Origin of the sequence: Mycobacterium sp. (assembly GCF_965229265.1) — a bacterium.
Taxonomy (GTDB): domain Bacteria; phylum Actinomycetota; class Actinomycetes; order Mycobacteriales; family Mycobacteriaceae; genus Mycobacterium.
In genome coordinates, this window is record NZ_CBDDIY010000010.1 from 242730 (window position 1) to 261997 (window position 19268).

17 protein-coding genes are annotated in these 19268 nt (G+C 65.9%); 10 read left to right on the forward strand and 7 right to left on the reverse strand.

The window, feature by feature from the left end; all coding sequences use genetic code 11:
- Positions 1 to 2: 2 nt before the first annotated feature.
- Positions 3 to 1145 (reverse strand): acyl-CoA dehydrogenase family protein, encoded by a 1143-nt coding sequence (locus tag ADBZ9K_RS03355; RefSeq protein ID WP_526618500.1) that lies wholly within the window; start codon positions 1143 to 1145, stop codon positions 3 to 5.
- A 77-nt stretch (positions 1146 to 1222) separates the two neighbouring features.
- Here ADBZ9K_RS03355 and ADBZ9K_RS03360 point away from each other — a divergent pair, with 77 nt between their 5' ends.
- On the forward strand, positions 1223 to 1801 hold the full coding sequence (locus ADBZ9K_RS03360; RefSeq protein WP_526618501.1) for a TetR/AcrR family transcriptional regulator: 579 nt from the start codon (positions 1223 to 1225) through the stop codon (positions 1799 to 1801).
- A 1-nt stretch (position 1802) separates the two neighbouring features.
- Here ADBZ9K_RS03360 and ADBZ9K_RS03365 read toward each other — a convergent pair whose 3' ends face one another.
- Positions 1803 to 2609, reverse strand: coding sequence for an SDR family NAD(P)-dependent oxidoreductase (locus ADBZ9K_RS03365; RefSeq protein WP_526618502.1), 807 nt, complete (start codon positions 2607 to 2609; stop codon positions 1803 to 1805).
- 243 nt (positions 2610 to 2852) lie between these two features.
- Here ADBZ9K_RS03365 and ADBZ9K_RS03370 point away from each other — a divergent pair, with 243 nt between their 5' ends.
- The 9 genes from ADBZ9K_RS03370 to ADBZ9K_RS03410 are packed head-to-tail and all read left to right on the forward strand — an operon-like array spanning position 2853 to position 12774.
- Positions 2853 to 3662, forward strand: a complete 810-nt coding sequence (locus tag ADBZ9K_RS03370; RefSeq protein ID WP_526620693.1) for an MlaE family ABC transporter permease — start codon at positions 2853 to 2855, stop codon at positions 3660 to 3662.
- 13 nt (positions 3663 to 3675) lie between these two features.
- The gene (locus ADBZ9K_RS03375; RefSeq protein WP_526620695.1) at positions 3676 to 4524 is read left to right on the forward strand and encodes an MlaE family ABC transporter permease; all 849 of its coding nucleotides are present in this window, start codon (positions 3676 to 3678) and stop codon (positions 4522 to 4524) included.
- A gap of 12 nt (positions 4525 to 4536) precedes the next feature.
- Positions 4537 to 5724: an MCE family protein gene (locus ADBZ9K_RS03380; RefSeq protein ID WP_526618503.1), complete on the forward strand. Its 1188-nt coding sequence runs from the start codon at positions 4537 to 4539 to the stop codon at positions 5722 to 5724.
- Complete coding sequence (locus ADBZ9K_RS03385; RefSeq protein ID WP_526618504.1) at positions 5721 to 6746, forward strand: MCE family protein; 1026 nt, start codon at positions 5721 to 5723, stop codon at positions 6744 to 6746. The genes ADBZ9K_RS03380 and ADBZ9K_RS03385 overlap by 4 nt, the downstream gene beginning before the upstream one ends.
- On the forward strand, positions 6746 to 7843 hold the full coding sequence (locus tag ADBZ9K_RS03390; protein WP_526618506.1) for an MCE family protein: 1098 nt from the start codon (positions 6746 to 6748) through the stop codon (positions 7841 to 7843). Before ADBZ9K_RS03385 ends, ADBZ9K_RS03390 begins: the two co-directional genes overlap by 1 nt.
- Complete coding sequence (locus ADBZ9K_RS03395) at positions 7840 to 9315, forward strand: MCE family protein (protein WP_526618507.1); 1476 nt, start codon at positions 7840 to 7842, stop codon at positions 9313 to 9315. Before ADBZ9K_RS03390 ends, ADBZ9K_RS03395 begins: the two co-directional genes overlap by 4 nt.
- On the forward strand, positions 9312 to 10589 hold the full coding sequence (locus ADBZ9K_RS03400) for an MCE family protein (protein ID WP_526618508.1): 1278 nt from the start codon (positions 9312 to 9314) through the stop codon (positions 10587 to 10589). Before ADBZ9K_RS03395 ends, ADBZ9K_RS03400 begins: the two co-directional genes overlap by 4 nt.
- Positions 10589 to 12238, forward strand: a complete 1650-nt coding sequence (locus ADBZ9K_RS03405; RefSeq protein WP_526618509.1) for an MCE family protein — start codon at positions 10589 to 10591, stop codon at positions 12236 to 12238. Before ADBZ9K_RS03400 ends, ADBZ9K_RS03405 begins: the two co-directional genes overlap by 1 nt.
- A gap of 20 nt (positions 12239 to 12258) precedes the next feature.
- On the forward strand, positions 12259 to 12774 hold the full coding sequence (locus ADBZ9K_RS03410) for an Rv2253/PknI dimerization domain-containing protein (protein WP_526618510.1): 516 nt from the start codon (positions 12259 to 12261) through the stop codon (positions 12772 to 12774).
- On the opposite strand, the gene ADBZ9K_RS03415 is transcribed toward ADBZ9K_RS03410, so the two are convergent.
- The 5 genes from ADBZ9K_RS03415 to ADBZ9K_RS03435 all read right to left on the reverse strand — a co-directional run bounded on the left by ADBZ9K_RS03415 (position 12761) and on the right by ADBZ9K_RS03435 (position 19263).
- Positions 12761 to 14311: an FAD-binding protein gene (locus ADBZ9K_RS03415; RefSeq protein WP_526618511.1), complete on the reverse strand. Its 1551-nt coding sequence runs from the start codon at positions 14309 to 14311 to the stop codon at positions 12761 to 12763. The genes ADBZ9K_RS03410 and ADBZ9K_RS03415 overlap by 14 nt on opposite strands.
- A gap of 82 nt (positions 14312 to 14393) precedes the next feature.
- The gene (locus ADBZ9K_RS03420; protein ID WP_526618512.1) at positions 14394 to 15854 is read right to left on the reverse strand and encodes an FAD-dependent oxidoreductase; all 1461 of its coding nucleotides are present in this window, start codon (positions 15852 to 15854) and stop codon (positions 14394 to 14396) included.
- A gap of 1 nt (position 15855) precedes the next feature.
- Entirely contained in the window at positions 15856 to 16764 is a 909-nt protein-coding gene (locus ADBZ9K_RS03425; RefSeq protein WP_526618514.1) for a VOC family protein, read from the reverse strand.
- A 14-nt stretch (positions 16765 to 16778) separates the two neighbouring features.
- Positions 16779 to 17960 (reverse strand): acyl-CoA dehydrogenase family protein, encoded by a 1182-nt coding sequence (locus ADBZ9K_RS03430; RefSeq protein ID WP_526618515.1) that lies wholly within the window; start codon positions 17958 to 17960, stop codon positions 16779 to 16781.
- A gap of 448 nt (positions 17961 to 18408) precedes the next feature.
- Entirely contained in the window at positions 18409 to 19263 is an 855-nt protein-coding gene (locus tag ADBZ9K_RS03435) for an alpha/beta fold hydrolase (protein WP_526618516.1), read from the reverse strand.
- Positions 19264 to 19268: the final 5 nt, after the last annotated feature.

Here is a 19268-nt window from a genome sequence, read left to right on the forward strand (position 1 = left end):
TATCAGGCGGTCGTGAGCCCACGCGCGATAACCAGGCGCTGGATCTGGTTGGTTCCCTCGAAGATCTGGGTGATCTTGGCTTCGCGCATGTAGCGCTCCACGCGGTAGTCGCGGGTGTAGCCGGCGCCGCCGAGTACCTGGACGGCATCGGTGGTCACCTTCATCGCCGCATCGGTGGCGATGAGCTTGGCGATGCTGGCGGCCTGGGAGTAGGGCTGGCCGGCGTCGCGGCGCCGGGCGGCGTCGAGGTAGGTGGCGCGGGCGCCGGCCACCGCGGCCGCCATATCGGCCAGCAGGAAACCCAGCCCCTGGTGGTCGATGATCTTGCGGCCGAACGTGGTCCTTTCGTTGGCATACGCGGTTGCCTCGTCCAGGGCGGCCTGGGCAATCCCGACAGCCACGGCGGCGATACCGAGTCGGCCGGCATCCAATGCGCTGAACGCGATCTGCAGCCCCTGCCCCTCGGCGCCGATCCGACGTTCGGTGTCGGCCACCGCGTTGTCGTAGAAGGCCGACGTGGTCGGCACGGCTGCCAGGCCCATCTTCTCCTCGGGCTTGCCGAAACTCAGGCCCGGCTGGTCGGCAGGGATGAGAAAGCACGACACTCCGCGACTGCCTTCCCCGGTGCGGGCGAAGACGTTATAGAAGTCGGCGCGCCCGCCATGGGTGATCCACGCCTTCGAGCCGTTGAGAACGTAGCCGGCGTCGGTTGGGGTCGCAGCGCAACGCAGCGCTGCGGCATCCGAGCCGGCCTGCGGTTCGGACAGGCTGTAGGCGCCGATCTGGCTGCCCGACAGCATGCCGGGCAGCCAGCGTTGCTTCTGCTCGTCGGTGCCGAACGTGAGCAGCGGATGGCACGACAGGCTGTGCACGCTCACCGCGACCGCGACAGCGGCCCATCGGGCGGCGATCTCCTCGAGGGCCTGCAGGTACACCTCGTAGGGTTGGCCCCCGCCGCCCCACTCCTCGGGTTGCGGAAGGCTCAGCAGGCCGGCGGCCCCCAGCTGCGCGAACACCCCCTCGGGATAGCGCTCGGTGCGTTCGTGTTCGTCGACGATCGGACTGAGCACCTTGTCGCCGATCTCTTGGGTCAACGCGATGAGATCCATAGCGTCCCGGTTGGGCAGGAGGCGATCGACGGGCATGGGCGGCCTTCCAGACTGGTACTGCCGACGGTACTGAGTTACGTCTGAAAGTACTATCTCGCGGTAGCATCCGGTGCATGGCCGCCGTCACGAGTTTTGGGACCCGACGCCGCGGGGAGCTGTTCGACGCGCTGCTAACGCTGTTCCTCGCCGAAGGCTTTGCTCATCTGACGGTCGAGGAGATCGCCACTCGGCTGCGCTGCTCGAAGGGGACGCTCTACACCTTGGCCGGGAGCAAAGAGCAGTTGGTACAGGCTGTCACCGTCCACTTCTTCCGTCGCGCGACCGACGATGTGGAGTCCCGGATAGCCAGCGTCAGCGGTGCCCGGGGCCGCATCACCGCCTATCTCACCGCCGTGGGTGCTGCCCTCGGTGCCGCCTCCGAGCGGTTCATGGCCGATCTCGACGCCTTCGCGCCGGCGCGGGCGGTTTACGGGCAGAACACCGCCATCGCCGCCGGGCGGGTCAGCGAGTTGATCGCCGAAGGCGTGTCGGCGGGGGAGTTCCGCGACGTCCATGCGGCATTTGCCGCCGACCTGGCCGCGGCCACCATGGTGCGCATCCAGCAGGGAACTGTGCGCGCGGCGACCGGTCTGGATGACGCCGCCGCCTATCGCGAATTGGCAGCCATTCTGACCGCCGGGATCAGCGCCTGAATCACATGTGGGCGCCGCCGTCGACGCGCACCTCGGTGCCCGAGACGAAGTAGGCGTCGGGGCTGCCGAGCATTGCGACAACTGCGGCCACGGCTTCGGGTTTGGCGAAGATAGCCCCGTCGGGGAGCGGGAGCAGCGGGGCGACCCTGCCGAATAGCTTGTAATTGACGTCCTCGGGAAGTCCGGGGCCCACGCTTTGTTTCGACTCGCCGGTCCCGTCGGTCATCCCAGACGAGATCGAGCCCGGCTGCACCGAGTTGAACCTGATGCCGTCGGCGGCGAATTCGGCTGCCAGCGCATGCGTCATCGCCTGTACGCCGCCTTTGGACGCGGCGTACGCCGACATATAAGGATGAGCGAACGCCGCCGAGGTCGAGCTGAAGTTCACCACTGCCGGCGCAGTGCCGGCGCGCAGCGCTGGAATCGCCTCTCGTGTCACCAGGAAGGTGCCGACCAGGTTGATCCGCAGCACCTGCTCGAAATCGGCCAGACTCGTGTCCAGAAAGTGCGCCGAGCGCAGGATGCCGGCCACGTTGACCAGTGTGTCAATACCGCTGAGGGTAGAGATCGCCTCGCTGACACCGGCTTTCACCGAATCCTCGCTGCCTACGTCCATCACCAGCGTGGCCAGTCGGCCGTCAGTGGTGCCGGCCTTGGCTGTCGTGTCCTTCAGGCCGGACTCACTGATGTCGGCGGCCACCACCCGCCCGCCCTCGTCGAGGATGCGCAGCACGCAGGCCTGGCCGATCCCGGACCCACCGCCGGTGATCAGCACGCGACGGTCGGTGTAACGCTGCAAGGTCGCCATGACGGGTCTGCTCCTGTTCGGATGGTGGGACGGTCGGCTCATTGTGCGACGTCTACGTTCACGATGGCTGCCGATCTCGGATTCGCGGCACGCGCGGTCTCGATTGCTGGGATTCGCTTCCGGTTGGACGGCAAGTGAACTAATCTGCGTTGGCGCCATTGAAACACGTTCCAGTTTTGGACCGGTTCGTGTCGTGACGCTGGGTCGATGACCACGACGATGGTGGAGGTTCTGAACACACCAATGACTAATCGCGCAGCAGATCGTTGGTCGCCTGGCATTGCTCTTCGTAGCGGTGTGTCGGGTCCGATGCAGGCTATTGGTGGGTTGTTCGCGATGTCGGCGGATGCGGTGCGGTTTGTGTTTCACAAGCCGTTTCAGTGGCGGGAGTTTTTGGAGCAGTCGTGGTTTGTGGCGCGGGTGTCGTTGGCGCCGACGTTGTTGGTGGCGATTCCGTTCACGGTGTTGGTGAGTTTCACGCTCAATATTTTGTTGCGGGAGTTGGGTGCTGCGGATCTGTCGGGGGCGGGCGCGGCGTTTGGTGCGGTGACCCAGGTGGGCCCGATGGTGACGGTGTTGATCGTGGCCGGTGCGGGGGCGACGGCGATGTGTGCGGATCTGGGGTCGCGCACGATCCGTGAGGAGATCGACGCGATGGAGGTGTTGGGCATCAATCCGGTGCAGCGGTTGGTGACTCCGCGGATGTTGGCTTCGGGATTGGTGGCGTTGTTGCTCAACAGCCTGGTGGTGATCATCGGGATTCTGGGTGGCTACGTGTTTTCGGTCTTTGTTCAGGATGTCAATCCTGGGGCGTTCGCAGCGGGGATCACGTTGTTGACCGGGGTGCCAGAGATGGTCATCTCGTGTGTCAAGGCGCTGTTGTTCGGGTTGATTGCGGGGCTGGTGGCCTGCTATCGGGGGTTGACGATCACCGGTGGTGGGGCCAAGGCGGTGGGTAACGCGGTCAACGAGACGGTGGTGTACGCGTTCATGGCGTTGTTCGTGATCAATGTGGTGGTCACGGCCATCGGCATCAGGATGACGACGCGGTGATGGCGTGGGCACGATGATCACGTTGCGCGGGGCATACCCCCGGTTCGCCAAGCAGGTTGAGCGGCCGGTCAGCTTTTTCTCCCGGATCGGGGATCACACCCTGTTCTACGGGCGGGCGTTGCGGGGTACGCCGCACGCGACGGTGCATTTCCGCAAGGAGATCATCCGGTTGATCGCTGAGATCTCGATGGGAGCCGGCACGCTGGCGATGATCGGCGGCACGGTGGTCATCGTCGGGTTCTTGACGCTGGCTGCTGGTGGGACGATCGCGGTTCAGGGGTATAGCTCGTTGGGCAATATCGGGATCGAGGCGTTGACTGGGTTCTTGGCGGCGTTCATCAACGTGCGGATTTCGGCGCCGGTGGTGGCGGGGATCGGGTTGGCCGCGACGTTCGGGGCGGGGGTGACCGCTCAGTTGGGGGCGATGCGGATCAACGAAGAGATCGACGCGCTCGAGACGATGGGTATCCCGCCGATTGAATATCTGGTCTCCACGCGGATTGTGGCCGGGATGGTGGCGATCACGCCGTTGTACTCGATCGCGGTGATCTTGAGTTTTGTGGCATCGCAGTTCACCACGGTGGTGGTGTTCGGGCAGTCTGGTGGGCTCTACGACCATTACTTCAATACGTTCTTGAACCCGATCGACTTGTTGTGGTCGTTTCTGCAGGCGATCTTGATGGCGATCACAATCTTGTTGATCCACACCTACTTCGGCTATTTCGCTGCTGGTGGGCCTTCGGGGGTCGGGGTCGCGGTCGGTAACGCGGTCCGTACCTCGTTGGTCGTGGTCGTCTCGGTCACCCTGCTGATCTCACTGGCCATCTATGGCTCCAACGGCAACTTCAACCTGTCCGGATAGCCGAGGAGCCCGATGAAAACAGGTATCGTGCGCCCGCTCGCCGGATTGGCGACCGTGGTGGCCATCATCGCTGTCGTCGCGCTGGCGGTCGGTCTGTTCCAGGACAGTTTCACCAAAACCATTCCGGTGACCGTGATCTCCCAGCGCGCCGGGCTGGTGATGTACCCGGAAGCCAAGGTCAAACTCAATGGCGCCCAGGTCGGCAAGGTGTCCTCCATCGACTCGCTGCCCGACGGCAAAGCGGCGCTGCACCTGGCAATCGACCCGGGCCTGGTCAACGCGATTCCGGCGAACGTGGCAGCCGACATCACCTCCTCCACGGTATTCGGATCGAAGTTCGTCGAGCTTCTGCCGCCGGCGGATCCGTCCGCTCAGTCGCTGCGGGCCGGGCAGGTGATCGAGGGCAAGCATGTCACCGTCGAGATCAACACGGTTTTCCAGCAGCTGGTCTCGGTGCTCTCGCAGATCGAACCCGCCAAGCTCAACCAGACCCTGGGCGCGATCGCCAAATCGCTGAACGGCCGCGGCGACAAGTTCGGCCAGACCCTGGTCGACCTCGACACCGCGCTGGCCAAGCTCAACCCAAGCCTCGACACGCTGAATCACGAAATCGCCATCGCTCCAACGGTGTTCGATGCCTACGCTGACGCGGCTCCGGACCTGCTCAAGACGGTGAGCAACGCGACCTCGATCAGCGACACCATCGTCGACCAGGACAAGAACCTCGACGCCCTGCTGGTCAGCGCGATCGGCCTGGCCGATGTCGGCACCGAGGTGCTCAGCGCCAACCGCCAACCACTGACCGACGTTCTGCGTCTGCTGGTGCCCACCACCGACCTGCTCAACCAGTACAACGCCGCACTCACCTGCGGTATCGGCGGCCTGATCCCGCTGGCCACCGGCCCGGGACTTCCGCTGCCCGGCGCCGTTCTGCTGCAGTCGTTCTTCCTCGGCCGCGAGCGCTACCGGTATCCGGGCAACCTGCCCAAGGTCGCCGCCAAGGGCGGCCCCCAATGTGCGGACATGCCCAAGGTGCCGTTCGAGACCAGCCCGCCGTTCGTGGTCGCCGATATCGGTGCCAACCCGGCGCAGTACGGCAACCAGGGCATCCTGCTCAACTCCGACGGGCTCAAGCAAGCCCTGTTCGGACCGCTGGACGGGCCGCCCCGTAACACCGCGCAGATCGGACAACCGGGATGACCGCCCTGTGGAAGACGATGGCCAAGATCGGCGTCTTCGGCATCGTGATGTTGCTGCTCACCGGAGTTCTGTTCGCCATCTTCGGCCAGTACCGGTCCGGGTCGGAGAACGGCTACTCGGCCGTCTTCACCGACGCCTCCAGCCTGAAGCCCGGTGACTCGGTTCGGGTGGCCGGGGTTCGGGTCGGCACCGTCAAGGACGTGGCACTGCAACCCGACAACAAGGTCGTCGTCGACTTCGGCGCTGACCGGGACATCGTGCTCACCTCGGGCACCAAGGCGACGGTGCGCTACCTCAACCTGGTTGGCGACCGTTACCTGGAGTTGGTCGACAGCCCAGGATCGGCCAAGATCCAGCCGCCGGGCTCCCAAATTCCGGTGGACCGCACCGAGCCGGCCCTGGATCTAGACCTGCTGCTCGGCGGACTGAAACCCGTTGTCCAGGGCCTGAATCCGCAGGACGTCAACGCACTCACCAACTCACTGATCCAGATCCTGCAGGGCCAGGACGGCAACATCGAGTCACTGTTCTCCAAGACCTCGTCGTTCACCAAAGCGCTGGCCGACAACGGCCAGACGGTGCAACAACTCATCGACAACCTCAACACGGTGGTCGCCACCATCGCCAAGGACGGCGACAAGTTCTCCGGCACCGTCGACAAGCTGCAGAATCTGGTCACCCAGCTCGCCGCCGACAAGGACCCGATCGGTGATGCCGTCACCGCGCTGGACAACGGAACCGCCTCGCTCACCGACCTGCTCAACCAGGCGCGCAGACCGCTGGCCGGCACCGTCGACCAGCTCGGCCGGCTGGCTCCGCTACTCGACCAGGACAAGGAACTGCTCGACATCTCGATCCAGAAGGCGCCCGCCAACTACCGCAAGGTCGTTCGCCTGGGCTCGTACGGCAGCTGGATCAACCAGTACCTGTGCGGACTGTCGCTACGTGTGAGCGACCTGCAGGGCCGTACCGCCTACTTCCCCTGGCTCGTCCAACACACTGGAAGGTGCTCGGAGCCCTGATGCTCAAATACCGTGGATCCTCGCTGATCAGGTCGGGCTTCATCGGCCTGACCCTGATCCTGCTTGTCATCACCATCGGGCTCTCGCCCGAACGGCTGGTGTCGCTGGCCACGGCCGTCCGGCATCAGGCGCTGTTCACCGAGGCCGGCGGCCTGCAGCCGGGCAACAACGTCAAGGTGTCCGGGGTGACCGTGGGCACGGTCTCGGATGTCACGTTGGACCATGGCAAGGCGCTGGTGACCTTCAACGTCAAGGGCACCGTTCGGCTCGGCTCGGACACCACCGCCCACATCCGCACCGGAACGTTGCTGGGCCAGCGCATTCTGACGCTGGAATCCAATGGTAAGGGAACGCTGCGGTCGACCGACGTGATCCCGGTGTCGCGTACCGGATCGCCGTACTCGCTAACCCAGTCGCTCTCGGATTTCACTGCCAACACCGCCGACACCGATACCGCAGCCATCAACCAGTCGCTGGACACATTGTCAGACACCCTGGATCGGATCAGCCCTCAGCTCGGTCCCACCTTCGACGGGCTGAGCAAGTTGTCGCGGATGATCAACGAGCGCAACGAATCACTGGCCAGCCTGCTCAAGAGCGCCTCGAACGTCACCAACATTCTCTCCGAGCGCAGCCAGCAGGTGAACACCCTGCTGCTCAATGCCAACGACCTGATCGGTGTCCTGCAGCAACGCCGTTACGCCATCGTCAACCTGCTGGCCAACACCTCGGCGCTGTCCAAGCAGCTCAGCGGCATGGTGGCGGACAGCGAGAAAGAACTTGCGCCGGCCTTGGAGAAACTCAACGCGGTGACCGCGATGCTGGAGAAGAACAACGACAACATCACCAAGGCCATGAAGGGTCTGGCCAAGTTCCAGCTGACCCAGGCCGAGGCGGTCAACAACGGCTTCTATTACAACGCCTTCGTCGGCAACCTGAACCCGGCGCAGACACTGCAGCCGTTCTTCGACTACGCGTTGGGCTTCCGGCGCGGTACCGACGCCGGCCAGCCGCCCGACAACGCCGGACCACGCGCCGAGTTCCCGTTCCCCTACAACGGAATACCTCAGCCTTATGAGCGATGGGGGCAGCCATGATGTCTCGCAAGCGACTGACGGTTGCCGTGGCCGCGGTGCTGGCCGTGCTGATCGTCGGCGGAATCGCGCTGTTGGTTCGTCAGGCATTCTTCAAGCCCAACACCATCACCGCGTACTTCACCAGCGCCACGGCGATCTACCAGGGCGACGAGGTACGAGTGGCCGGCGTGAAGGTCGGCACGATCAAGTCCATCCAGGCCCAGGGGACCAAGGCCAAGATGGTGCTCGCCGTCGATCGGGATGTGCCCATCCCGGCCAACGCCGAGGCCGTCATCGTCGCGCAGAACGTGGTGGGCGCGCGCTACGTGCAGCTCACCCCGCCCTATGAGGACCGCGGACCCAAGATGACCGACGGTGCGGTAATCCCGCTGGACCGTACGGCGATTCCGGTGGAATGGGACGAGGTCAAGACCCAGCTGACGCGCCTGGCCACCGATCTGGGGCCGACCGGCGGCGACGTGTCGAACACATCCGTCGGCCGCTTCATCGACAGCGCGGCCAACGCGTTGGACGGCAACGGGGAGAAGCTGCGCGACACCATCGCCCAGCTCTCTGGGGTCAGCCGGGTACTGGCCGACGGCAGTGGCAACATCGTCGATACCGTCAAGAACCTGCAGACCTTCGTCACCGCGTTGCGCGACAGCAACACCCAAATCGTCCAGTTCCAGGACCGGCTGGCAAGTCTGAGCAGCGTTGTCGACGGCTCGCGGTCGGATCTGGACGGGGCATTGACCAACCTGTCCAGCGCCGTGGTCGACGTGCAGCGGTTCATCGCCGGCAGCCGCAACCAGACCGCCGAGCAGATCCAGCGGCTTGGCGTGGTCACCCAGAACCTCGCCAACAACAAGCTTGTCGTCGAGAACCTGCTGCACGTGGCACCCAACGCGATCGGCAACGCCTACAACATCTACAACCCCGACAGCCAGTCGGCGCTGGGCGCGTTCGCGCTGGCCAACTTCTCCAGCCCCATCCAGGTGATCTGCGGGGCGATCGCGGCGGTGGAGAACGCCACATCGGCCGAGACGGGCAAGGTGTGCGCCCAGTACCTCGGGCCGGCACTGCGGCTGCTGAACTTCAACTACCTGCCGTTCCCGTTCAACGCCTACCTGGGCAAGTCGACAAGTCCGGACAAGCTGCTCTACACGGATCCGGCGCTGGCACCGGGCGGCTCCGGCGCGAGCATGGGACCCGCGGAGATCCCGCCGGCGGTGTCGGCCTACACCGGCTACAACGGCGATGTGCCGCCACCGGCCGGCTGGGGGGCTCCGCCCAACACGACACCGGGCTCTTACGCTCCCGGCGGATTGCCCGCCGACCCGTCGCCGGCGTTGTTCCCCGGCGCGCCGATCCCGCCGGGTGTGCCGGTCGGGCCGGCGGCTCCACCACCGACCAACATCGAGGGCATGCTGCTTCCCGCCGAATCTGCGCCGCCCCCCGCGCCGGCACCCGCTGAAGGGAATCCGCCATCATGATGCGTCGTGGCTCGGTGCGCCGGCTGGTGGTGACCGCCTCATGTGTTGCGGTGACAGCCACCGGTTGCAGTTTCGGCGGACTGAACTCGCTGCCGTTGCCGGGTACGGTCGGCCACGACAAGGGCTCGACGAGCTATCACGTCGAGCTGGCCAATATCGGTCAGCTGGAATCGAATTCACCGGTTCTGGTCGGTGATGTCGTGGTGGGCAGCGTGGGCAAGATGACGGTGTCGGACTGGCACGCCGACGTCGAGGTATCGGTGATGCCCGGCGTGGTCATCCCGGCCAACGCGGTGGCGACGGTCGGGCAGACCAGCTTGCTCGGCTCGATGCATCTTGCGCTCAATCCGCCGTTGGGGCAGAACCCAAGCGGAGTCCTGCAGCCCGGTGCCACGCTGGGCCTGAACCGCTCCTCGACGTATCCGTCCACCGAGCAAACGCTGTCGGCGCTGTCGGTGGTCGTCAACGGCGGGGGATTGGGCCAGATCGGCGACATCATCCACGAGTTCAGCGCGGCGGTGAACGGCCGGGAAGACAAGATCCGCGACTTGCTGACCCAGCTCAACGATTTCGTCGGGCTGCTGGCCGATCAGCGTGACAGCATCAACGAGGCGGTGAACTCGTTGAACCGGCTGGCCGGCACGTTCGCCGGGCAGCGTGAGGTGCTCACCAACGCGCTCAACCGGATCCCGCCCGCACTCGACGTGCTGATCAAGGAGCGCCCGCGCATCATCACCGCGCTGGAGAAGTTCCGCGACTTCAGCAACCTGGCCACCGGCCTGGTCAACGACACCAAGGCCGATCTGGTCCGCAATTTGCAGAACCTGGAGCCCACCCTGAAAGCATTGGCCGACGTCGGCCCCAAGCTGGACACCGCACTGGCCTATTTCCCGACTTTCCCCTACACCCAGGCGACGATCGACCGGGCGATCCGGGGTGACTACCTGAATCAGTTCATCGTCTTCGACCTGACCGTGCCGCGGCTGAAGAAGACCCTCTTCCTGGGTACGCGCTGGGGCGACGAGAACGCGAAACTCGTTCCAGCACCGGGAGATCCGTGGTACGCGACCTACACCTACGATCCGCTCAACGCGCCGTTCAGCGGGCCGCCCCCGACGCAGGTGGCCGACATCCCGCCACTGGTGGACCCGGCCCCGGCGGCGGCCCCGTCGGCAGCGCTGACGGGCGCCACGCAACCGGCACCGGGCACGGGCACCGGACCGTTGCCGGGTCCGGCCCCGGAACAGGCGCCGCAGGACGAGGGTGGTAACTGATGCTGACGCGCTTCGTTCGTAATCAGCTCATCATCTTCACGATCGCCTCCGTCATCGGCATCGGGGTGATGGTGGTGACCTATCTCCAGGCGCCGACTCTGCTCGGCATCGGCAGGATGACCGTCAAGCTCGAACTGCCCAGAACCGGTGGGCTCTATCAGTTCTCGAACGTGACGTATCGCGGTGTGCAGATGGGCCGGGTCACTGAGGTGCGTCCCACCCGCAGCGGTGCGGAGGCGATCTTGTCGCTGGACACCTCGCCGAAGGTGCCGGCGGATCTGCAAGCCCGGGTGCTCAGTGTGTCCGCGGTCGGTGAGCAGTACGTCGATTTGGTGCCGCGGACCGACTCGGGTCCCTATCTGCAGAACGGCTCGGTGATTCCGGTCGAGAACGCGACGGTTCCCCAGGCCGTCGGCCCGATGCTGGACCAGGTGAGCCTGCTGCTCAAGAGCATTCCCAAGGAGCGGCTGACCGATCTGCTCAACGATGCCTTCAAGGGTCTCAACGGAGCCGGGGACGACCTGAGCACGCTGATGGATTCTTCGTCGCGCCTGGCGGCGGATTTCAGCGGTGCCGCCGACCAAGCCCGCACCCTGGTCGACGACAGCCGTCCGCTGCTCGACGGCCAGCTGGCCTCCACCGACGCGATCCGGACCTGGTCACGCAGCCTGGCCGGTATCACCGACCAGCTCAACACCAACGACCCGCAGTGGCGCGCGATCCTGGCCAACGGGCCCGGTGCGGCCGACGAGGCCTCCGCGCTGCTGAACCAGGTGAAGCCGACTCTGCCGGTGCTGCTGGCCAATCTCACGACAGTGGGGCAGGTGGCGGTGACCTATCACGCGTCGCTGGAACAGTTGCTGGTGTTGTTGCCGCCCTATATCGCCTCCATCCAGGCGGTCGGCTCTCCGCTGAACAACCCGACGGGTATGACGCTGGGTGATTTCACGCTGACCCTCAACGATCCGCCGGCCTGCACCGTCGGCTTCCTGCCGCCCTCGTCGTGGCGTTCGCCGTCGGACCTGTCCGATGCCGACACCCCGGACGGCCTGTACTGCAAGCTGCCGCAGGATTCGCCGATCGCCGTCCGCGGTGCCCGCAACTATCCCTGCCAGGATCGGCCCGGCAAGCGTGCGCCCACCGTGGAGATCTGCGACAGCGACAAGCCCTACGAACCGCTGGCCATGCGCCAACACGCGACCGGACCCAACCCGATCGACCCCAGCCTTGTCGCGCAGGGCATTCCGCCCGACGATCGGACGACCTTCCAGGACCATATCTACGGACCCCTGCAGGGCACACCGATGCCACCAGGGCCGCCGCCGGCGGCGCCAGCACCCCCACCGGTGGAGGGGGCGCCGCTGGCGCCCGCCGCCGCTCAGCTGCCCCCGGCTGGCGACGCGCCGCCCGCTCCGGAAGCGCCTGCACCGCAGCCCATCCCTGATCTGGCTCCGGTCGACCAGGGCGGACCCGGAGTCGCGCCGAGCGCGTTCACCCCCGGCACGGCAGGAGGACCGTCGGTCGCGATCGCCACGTACGACCCGACGACGGGCCAGTACGCCACCCCGGAAGGCAACGTGTTCCGCCAGACCGATTTGGTGCAGGGCGGTGGTGAACGCTCGTGGAAGGATCTGCTGCCGACGACATGACGGCTGAAGGGAGAAGGGCGATGAGTACGTCGCGGACGTTGGTGAGCGCTGCGGCGCTCACCGCCGCCGTTGTCGCTGGTGTGCTGTCTCCCGCGACCGCCTCGGCCTCCGACAAGTGGGCCCTCAACGGCACATTCGTCGCCACCTCCAACGGCGAATGGGCCACCACCAACGACGTCTACCATGACGAGCGCAGCGTGCGCAGTATCTGGACGATCTCAACGGTGTGCAGCTATCCCACTGAGTGCACCGGCACCGTCAGCAGCGACCTCGGCTGGACCGCGCCTATCTACCAGACCGGTGGCGACTGGTACGTCAAACGCACCATCGACAACTGGATGCCGTGCCAGGATGGCACGTCGGCCCCGGGCTTCCAGGTGTACCGGTTCCACGGGATCACCCCGGGCGGTGATCAGACCGACCCGAATTCCAATATCCTCGCGGGCCAGGACGAGACGACCGGGCTGGGCGGCGCCTGCGGCCGCAGCCTGCCGCTGTACATCAACATGCCGTTCAAGCTGGTCAAGCAGGCCTGACGGCGCGCTCGGCCATGTCCAGGGCGGCCAGGTGGCTGAACAGCATCGAGGCCCCGATGGGGTTCCCGCCGCCGGGATAGGTGGTGCCGCTGACCGCAGCCATCGTGTTGCCCGCGGCGTAAAGACCCGGTATCGGCGCACCGGTGTGGTCGAGCACCCTGGCCCGGGTATCGGTGCGCAACCCGCCCTTGGTCCCCAGATCGGACAGGCCGAATGCTGCGGCGTGAAAGGGAGGGGTCGTGATCGGCACCAGCGGCGGCTCGCCAGCGGAGAACGCCCGGTCGTAGGCTTCGTCACCGCGGCCGAAGTCGGTGTCGGCGCCGTCGGCAACCAGCTGGTTGTAACGGGCGACGGTCTGCTCCAGAGCGTCGGCCGGCACGCCGATCACCGCCGCCAACTCGGCCAATGTGGCTGCGGTGCGCCATAGTCCGGCGGATCGGTACTCCTCCGTGTCGACCATCGACACGTTCGTCGCCTTGACCGGCGGGACCTCGCCCTCACGGTCGTCGTAGACCATCCAGAACGGCACGCGGAGACTTCCGCTCTCCATCTCGGCGATGATCTGCCTGCCGATCCGGTCGTAAGCTGCGGATTCGTTGACGAACCGCTGGCCGGCCTCGTTGACGAAGATGCCGCCGGTGAACCACAACGCGAACGCCGAGCGCCCATCGGGGTGGGTCAGTCCCGGTGACCACCACGCCTGGTCCATCAGGTCGGTGGCGGCACCGGCCCGGACCGCCGCCTCGAGCGCCGCGCCGGTGTTGCCGGGGCAGCCCATGCTGTCCGCGGAATCTCCGGGTACGCCGAAGGTTTCGCGCAACCGGTCGTTGTGCTCGAATCCGCCCGCCGCCAACAGCACTCCGCGCCGGGCGCCGATGCGCACAGTGTGGCCGTCTCGGCGCACCACGGCTCCGGTCACCCGGCCGTCGTCGGTTATGAGATCGGTCAACTCGGTGTTGCGGTACAGGGCGGCGTCGGGATAGCCGCTCAGCGCCGCGAGGAACCTGCCGATGAGGGCGCGGCCGCCGAAGAGCTTGTCGGGGGCGGGTGTGCCGAGGCGGTCGTGGTCGAGCGGCCCGCGCACTGTACCGGCGTATTGGCCCAGTCGGTCACCGCGGATGGGTGCGGCGACGATGTGGCGGAGCCCGTCGGCCCGGGCATCGGGGGCCTTGCCGAAGTAGTCGGGCCAAGGCAGCACGGTGAACGTGAAATTGTCGTCGGCCTCCAGGTATTCGATCAGGGTGGCACCGCGGCGGACGTAGGTCTCCTGCAGGTCCCGGGGGGTGCGGTCACCGACGACAGCATGGAAATAGTTGAGCGCCTTGTCGATTGTGTCGTCGCTACCCGCGCGCTGCAACACCGGGTTGCATGGGAACCACATGCCACCGCCGCCCGAGTAGGCCGTCGTTCCGCCGAACCTGTCGGTGGCCTCGACCAGGGTCACCGACAAGCCCTCCCGCGCGGCGGTATAGGCGCCGGTGATGCCGCCGCCGGAACCGGCTACGACGACGTCAACCGTTTCGTCGAAATCGGGCATGTCAGTGGCCTCCATTCTGATTGGGGTACAGCGTGTCGAGGATCTCAGCGATATCGGGGTCGACGGGCAAATCGGTGCTCCGTTATCCGCGTGCTGCGGTGCCACCGGCGCGACGACCGTAGAAGCTACCGTCCCCGAGCGAGATTCCACTGGCATAACCCCATGCCGCCAGACCAGCGGTGCAGCGGCCGGCCGCGTACAGGCCTGGGATCGGCTCTCCGCTGACATGTAACACCTCGGCCGACAGGTTGGTACGCAACCCGCCGAGGCTGAATCCGCCGGTGCTGTGCCGCAGATCGATGGCTCCGATCGGGCTGCCGAGCGGTCGCAGCCACCGAGGTTTCTTGTGCAACAGCGGGTCCTCACCACGGGCCGCACCTTCGTTGTAGCGCGCCACCGTATCCTGCAGGCTTCCAGGAGGAAGACGGATCTCGGCCTCGAGTTCGGCCACCGTCTCGCACACCCACTTCGGTTTACGCAGAATGAGTTTTGGTGTTTGCGATGCCAGGGCCTCTTCCTGGCCCTGCTCGTCGATGATCAGGAAGGCTTTGTCGTCTTGGTAGTAGAGGGTGTGCTGCCCCGCGCGGCCGGGGTAGGTGTCCTCGGCGATATAGCGCTGTCCTCGCGCGTTGACCAGGATGCCCCGCACCAGCTGCTGTGGATCGACGAAGAACGCGACCTCGGTGGCGTCCGTATGGGCCAGGTCGGCGCCCAGCGCCTGGGCCATCCGAATCCCTTGCCCGTCATGCTGTTCCACCGCCGAGATCGGCCTGCCGGCAATCCTCGGTGTGAATCGGGTCATCATTGATTCGTTGTAGGCGAAGCTACCGGTGGCCAATACCACGCCGCGCCGGGCTCGGATCGCAATGTCGGTGCCGTACTGCCGCGCAGTGATGCCGACCACTGTGCCGTCGGACTCGACGATGAGCGCGCGGACGCGTACGTCGTAGACCGACCGCACACCGAGGTTGGTTGCCGTCTCTACAAGTGGCTTCATCAGCATGAAGCCCGCACTCGCCTGGCCTTGCTTCTTGTTCTGCATCATCGGCACATGCCCGCGCGGCGCCGGTTCGGCGATGGCGTTGAACGGGTAGGCGTCCTCGCCGCCGCTATACATCAGACCCTGATCGCCCAGTGGTTCCCAGCCCGGCTCGGCGAAGAACTCCGGCTTGAACGGCACCCCACAACCCACCAGCCACTCGAAGTGGGCGACACTTCCGGCGCAATAGTCGGCGATGCGTTCCTCGTCGGCACCCGGTCCCATCGCCACGTTGAGGAATGCGGCCATGTTGGTAGGAGAATCGCTGAAACCACAGGCGGTTTGCAGCGGGGTGCCGCCGCCTAGGTAGATGAACCCGCCCGCCAGTGCCGCCGCACCGCCCCAGGCGCCGGCTCGTTCCAGCACCAGCACATCAGCGCCTGCGCGCGCCGCCTCGACCGCCGCGGTCGCACCGGCGACGCCATAGCCGGCGATCACCACATCGGCCTCGTGATCCCAACTTCCTACTGAGGAGGCCGGGACGGGATATATGTCGGCGCTCATGTCAGGGCTGCATGGCGGCTGGCAGGTCGCCTACCCATTTGTGACCCCAGTAACTGTCGGCGGTGATTTCCTCGGCGGTGTAATGGTTCTCGTCGATCCTCAGCCCGCCGGTGCCGAACTCGATGTCCCAGTCGCCGGGCGCTCGGACGTAGAACGACACCATCTTGTCGTTGGTGTGCCGGCCCAGCGTGGACGACAGCTGGAATCCCTCCGCGGCGATCCGGTCGAGCGCCGCCCCGACCGTGTCGAGTTCGTCGACCTCCACCATCATGTGGATCAGTCCTGGGTCGCGCTGGTGGGTTGCCGGGGCGATCGCCAGGCTGTGATGGCGTTCGTTGATGCCGAGAAAGCGGATCCGAATCGGCCCGAACTCTTTGGGCAGCGGAACGCGGAACGCTCCGCGAGACACGAAACCCAGTACCCCAGTGTAGAAGTCGAACAGGCCGGGCGCGTCAAGCGCGGGTAGCACGACATGGCCGAGCCCCTGGTCGCCGGTGACGAATCGGGCGCCGAATGGTGTGATCACTGGGCTGTGGTCGAGCACCGCGCCATGGAACACCTCCAGATGCGTGCCGGCCGGGTCGTCGAAGGCCACGACTTCCTCGACTCTACGGTCGTCGGCTTCAGACTGTGACAGTTGCCGATAGGGCACTCCGGCGCCGTCGAGCACCGTCTTCACCTGCTCGAGCGCGGCGTGGTCGCGGACTTCCCAGCCCACAGTGGCGATCCGGTCGCCGTCGCCGGGCACCACGATGATGCGGGCGGCTCGCTCGTCCATGCGCAGATAGAGCGCCGTCGGATCGGGTCCCTTACCTTCGGCGAATCCCAAGACACCGAAAGCGAATTGGCGCCATCGATCGATATCGGCGGTGTGGATGGTGACGTAGCCGAGGCTCTTGAACAGGCTCACCGGTCCGGTCCCGCTCAGATCATCGCCCGCAGCGGGCCCTGCGGCTCGACGCCGAAGGAGCTCAACGCGGCGGCATGGTAGGTAGTACCCGGCACGTGGATGGCATGCGCCATCCCGGTGTGCGCATCGCGCCAGTACCGCTGCAGCGGCTTGTCCATTCGCATGGCATTGCCCCCGGACCGGGCGAAGATCTCGTCCACCGCGCTGACCGCACGCCACACCGCCCGGACCTGGGTGCGCCGCCCGGCCGCGCGGTCGGCGAAGGACACCTGCTTGCCCGAATCCACGATGTCGTAGATGCGGTCGACGTTGGCCAGGATCTCCTGACGGGCGGCGTTGATGTCGGCGGCGGCCTCGCCGATCGCGTACATCACGTAGGGGTCGTCCTTGATCGCGGTTCCGGCGGCGCTGACCCGCTCACGCTGGTAGTCCAGATGCGCGGCCAGTGCCCCTTCGCAGATGCCGATCGTTGCCGAGGAGATGCCCAGCGGGAACATCGTCGACCACGGCATCAGGTAGAGGGTGTCGGTCATGCCGGCCTCGCGCTGAGCCGAGCCGTCCATCACCTTGAACGCGTCCATCACCCGGTAGTCGGGCACGAAGGCGTCCTTGACGATGACGTCCTTGGAGCCCGTACCGCGCAGCCCGACGACGTCCCAGGAATCCTCGACAATGGTGTAGTCCTTGCGCGGAAGGATCATGTGCAGCATCTGCGGCGGCATCACCACCTTGCCATCGGCGTCGCTCTTGATGGCACCGAGAAATATCCAGTCGCAGTGGTCGGTGCCGGAGCTGAACTGCCACCGACCGTTGAAGATGTAGCCGCCGTCGACCGGCTTGGCGATGCCCTGAGGGGCGTAGGGGGAGGCGACCCAGGTGTCGACGTCGTCGGCCCAGATCTCCTCGGCGACTCGCGGATCGGCGTAGGCCAGCTGGTAGGGGTGCACGCCGACGACACCGTTGATCCAGCCCGCGGCGGGGTCGAGCGCGGCCAGCGCCATGACCGTCTCGGCGAACTCCCGCGGATGTACCTCGAGGCCGCCGTGGACGGCGGGTTGCAGGAGTCGGATGTGACCGGCGGCCTTCATGTACTTGACGGTGTCGTCGGTGAGTTTGCCGATCTTCTCGGCCTCGACCGCCTGCTCGCGCAGCTGGTCGGCCAGCTCCATGGTCTTGTCGATCACCCGAGTGGTCATGAGTAATCCTTGTCTGTCAGGTGTGTGATGTCCATGGTGGACGGGTGCTCCTGGCAGCAGGTTGGGTTGTCCCGATCAGCGGGCCAGATTCACCGAACCGTCAGAAACGGCTCACTCCAGTGCAAAGTCGCCTCATCAGCATCGCCGAAGTGGCCCGGGTGTTGACCGTGATGCCGGCGAGCAAATCCAGCCGTCCGGCGCTGTCCTGGCGCGGCGGGCTCGCCGCATGTGGCGCACCCGACGGTGACCTTGGAGGTCTGTACCGGGAAGTGGCCTGCACCTCTCGAAAAGCGTTGGGAGCTAGCCGGGTTACTGTCCTCGAAGACCTTCGCCGATCAGATGGCCGACGTGGAGACCAAGAAGGAGGAAAACGGATCTGTCTGGCTACCAACCACTTCCAAGCCGTTCGGCGGGCCGAGACGTGACGTTGGTCAGCGGTAACCCCGCCCTAACCCCGCTGGAGGAAACTCAGCGCGGTCGCTTCGAAGGCCTGCTTCTGCTCGATCATCACCCAGTGCCCACAGTTGGGGAACACGTGCAGCTCGGCGTTGGGGATCGTGCGCATCGGGATCAACGACATGTCCAGCGGGCTGACCCGATCGTCGCGGCCCCACGTCAGCAGGGTGGGGGCTTTGACCTTGTGCATGATCGCCCAGGGCAGCGGGAAATCGGCGTTGCGCATCATCTTCATCATCGCCGCGAAGGCGGCCTTGCCGTACATCCGGCGAGCGCCGGCCAGCGTCTCGGGGTCGGTGGCCAACGACCACCGTTCCTCGATCAGTTGCTCGGTGACCAGTGCGGGGTTGTAGACCATCGAGTTGAGCCAGTCGATGAGCCGCTGCCGGGTGGGGTCCTCGGTGAACTCCTGCAGCAGCCGGATGCCCTCGCTGGGGCCGGGGCTGTAGATATTGGTACCGATACCGCCGATGGTGATCAGCTTGCCGACTCGGTCGGGATGGTTGATCGCGAAGTTGATCCCCACGCCGCCGCCCATCGAGTTGCCGATGATGTCGACCCGGTCCAGCCCGAGCGCGTCGACGAAGGCCGGGACCGCGGCTTGCGCGTCGAGCATGGGGTGGCCGCCGAAGTCGTCGCTGACCCCGAAGCCGGGGAACTCCAGCACCAGGCAGCGGTAATGTTCGGCGAAGACCCCCAGGTTGCCGCGGTAGTTGCGCCAGCCGGTCACGCCGGGGCCGGAGCCGTGCAGCAGCAGCAGCGGCGGGCCGTCACCGGCCTCGTGGTAGCGCAGAACGCCTTTTTCGGTGCTTGTCTCGCGCTGGGTGCCTTCGTACGTCGTATCCACGAGAG

What these genes read in the sequence shown, in the direction of transcription:
- ADBZ9K_RS03370 (WP_526620693.1), top strand. Translation starts at nt 2,853, where the DNA reads ATGACTAATCGCGCAGCAGATCGTTGGTCGCCTGGCATTGCTCTTCGT.
- ADBZ9K_RS03405 (WP_526618509.1), top strand. Translation starts at nt 10,589, where the DNA reads ATGCTGACGCGCTTCGTTCGTAATCAGCTCATCATCTTCACGATCGCC.
- ADBZ9K_RS03375 (WP_526620695.1), top strand. Translation starts at nt 3,676, where the DNA reads ATGATCACGTTGCGCGGGGCATACCCCCGGTTCGCCAAGCAGGTTGAG.
- ADBZ9K_RS03395 (WP_526618507.1), top strand. Translation starts at nt 7,840, where the DNA reads ATGATGTCTCGCAAGCGACTGACGGTTGCCGTGGCCGCGGTGCTGGCC.
- ADBZ9K_RS03355 (WP_526618500.1), bottom strand. Translation starts at nt 1,145, where the DNA reads ATGCCCGTCGATCGCCTCCTGCCCAACCGGGACGCTATGGATCTCATC.
- ADBZ9K_RS03400 (WP_526618508.1), top strand. Translation starts at nt 9,312, where the DNA reads ATGATGCGTCGTGGCTCGGTGCGCCGGCTGGTGGTGACCGCCTCATGT.
- ADBZ9K_RS03360 (WP_526618501.1), top strand. Translation starts at nt 1,223, where the DNA reads ATGGCCGCCGTCACGAGTTTTGGGACCCGACGCCGCGGGGAGCTGTTC.
- ADBZ9K_RS03385 (WP_526618504.1), top strand. Translation starts at nt 5,721, where the DNA reads ATGACCGCCCTGTGGAAGACGATGGCCAAGATCGGCGTCTTCGGCATC.
- ADBZ9K_RS03430 (WP_526618515.1), bottom strand. Translation starts at nt 17,960, where the DNA reads ATGACCACTCGGGTGATCGACAAGACCATGGAGCTGGCCGACCAGCTG.
- ADBZ9K_RS03390 (WP_526618506.1), top strand. Translation starts at nt 6,746, where the DNA reads ATGCTCAAATACCGTGGATCCTCGCTGATCAGGTCGGGCTTCATCGGC.
- ADBZ9K_RS03365 (WP_526618502.1), bottom strand. Translation starts at nt 2,609, where the DNA reads ATGGCGACCTTGCAGCGTTACACCGACCGTCGCGTGCTGATCACCGGC.
- ADBZ9K_RS03410 (WP_526618510.1), top strand. Translation starts at nt 12,259, where the DNA reads ATGAGTACGTCGCGGACGTTGGTGAGCGCTGCGGCGCTCACCGCCGCC.
- ADBZ9K_RS03420 (WP_526618512.1), bottom strand. Translation starts at nt 15,854, where the DNA reads ATGAGCGCCGACATATATCCCGTCCCGGCCTCCTCAGTAGGAAGTTGG.
- ADBZ9K_RS03380 (WP_526618503.1), top strand. Translation starts at nt 4,537, where the DNA reads ATGAAAACAGGTATCGTGCGCCCGCTCGCCGGATTGGCGACCGTGGTG.
- ADBZ9K_RS03415 (WP_526618511.1), bottom strand. Translation starts at nt 14,311, where the DNA reads ATGCCCGATTTCGACGAAACGGTTGACGTCGTCGTAGCCGGTTCCGGC.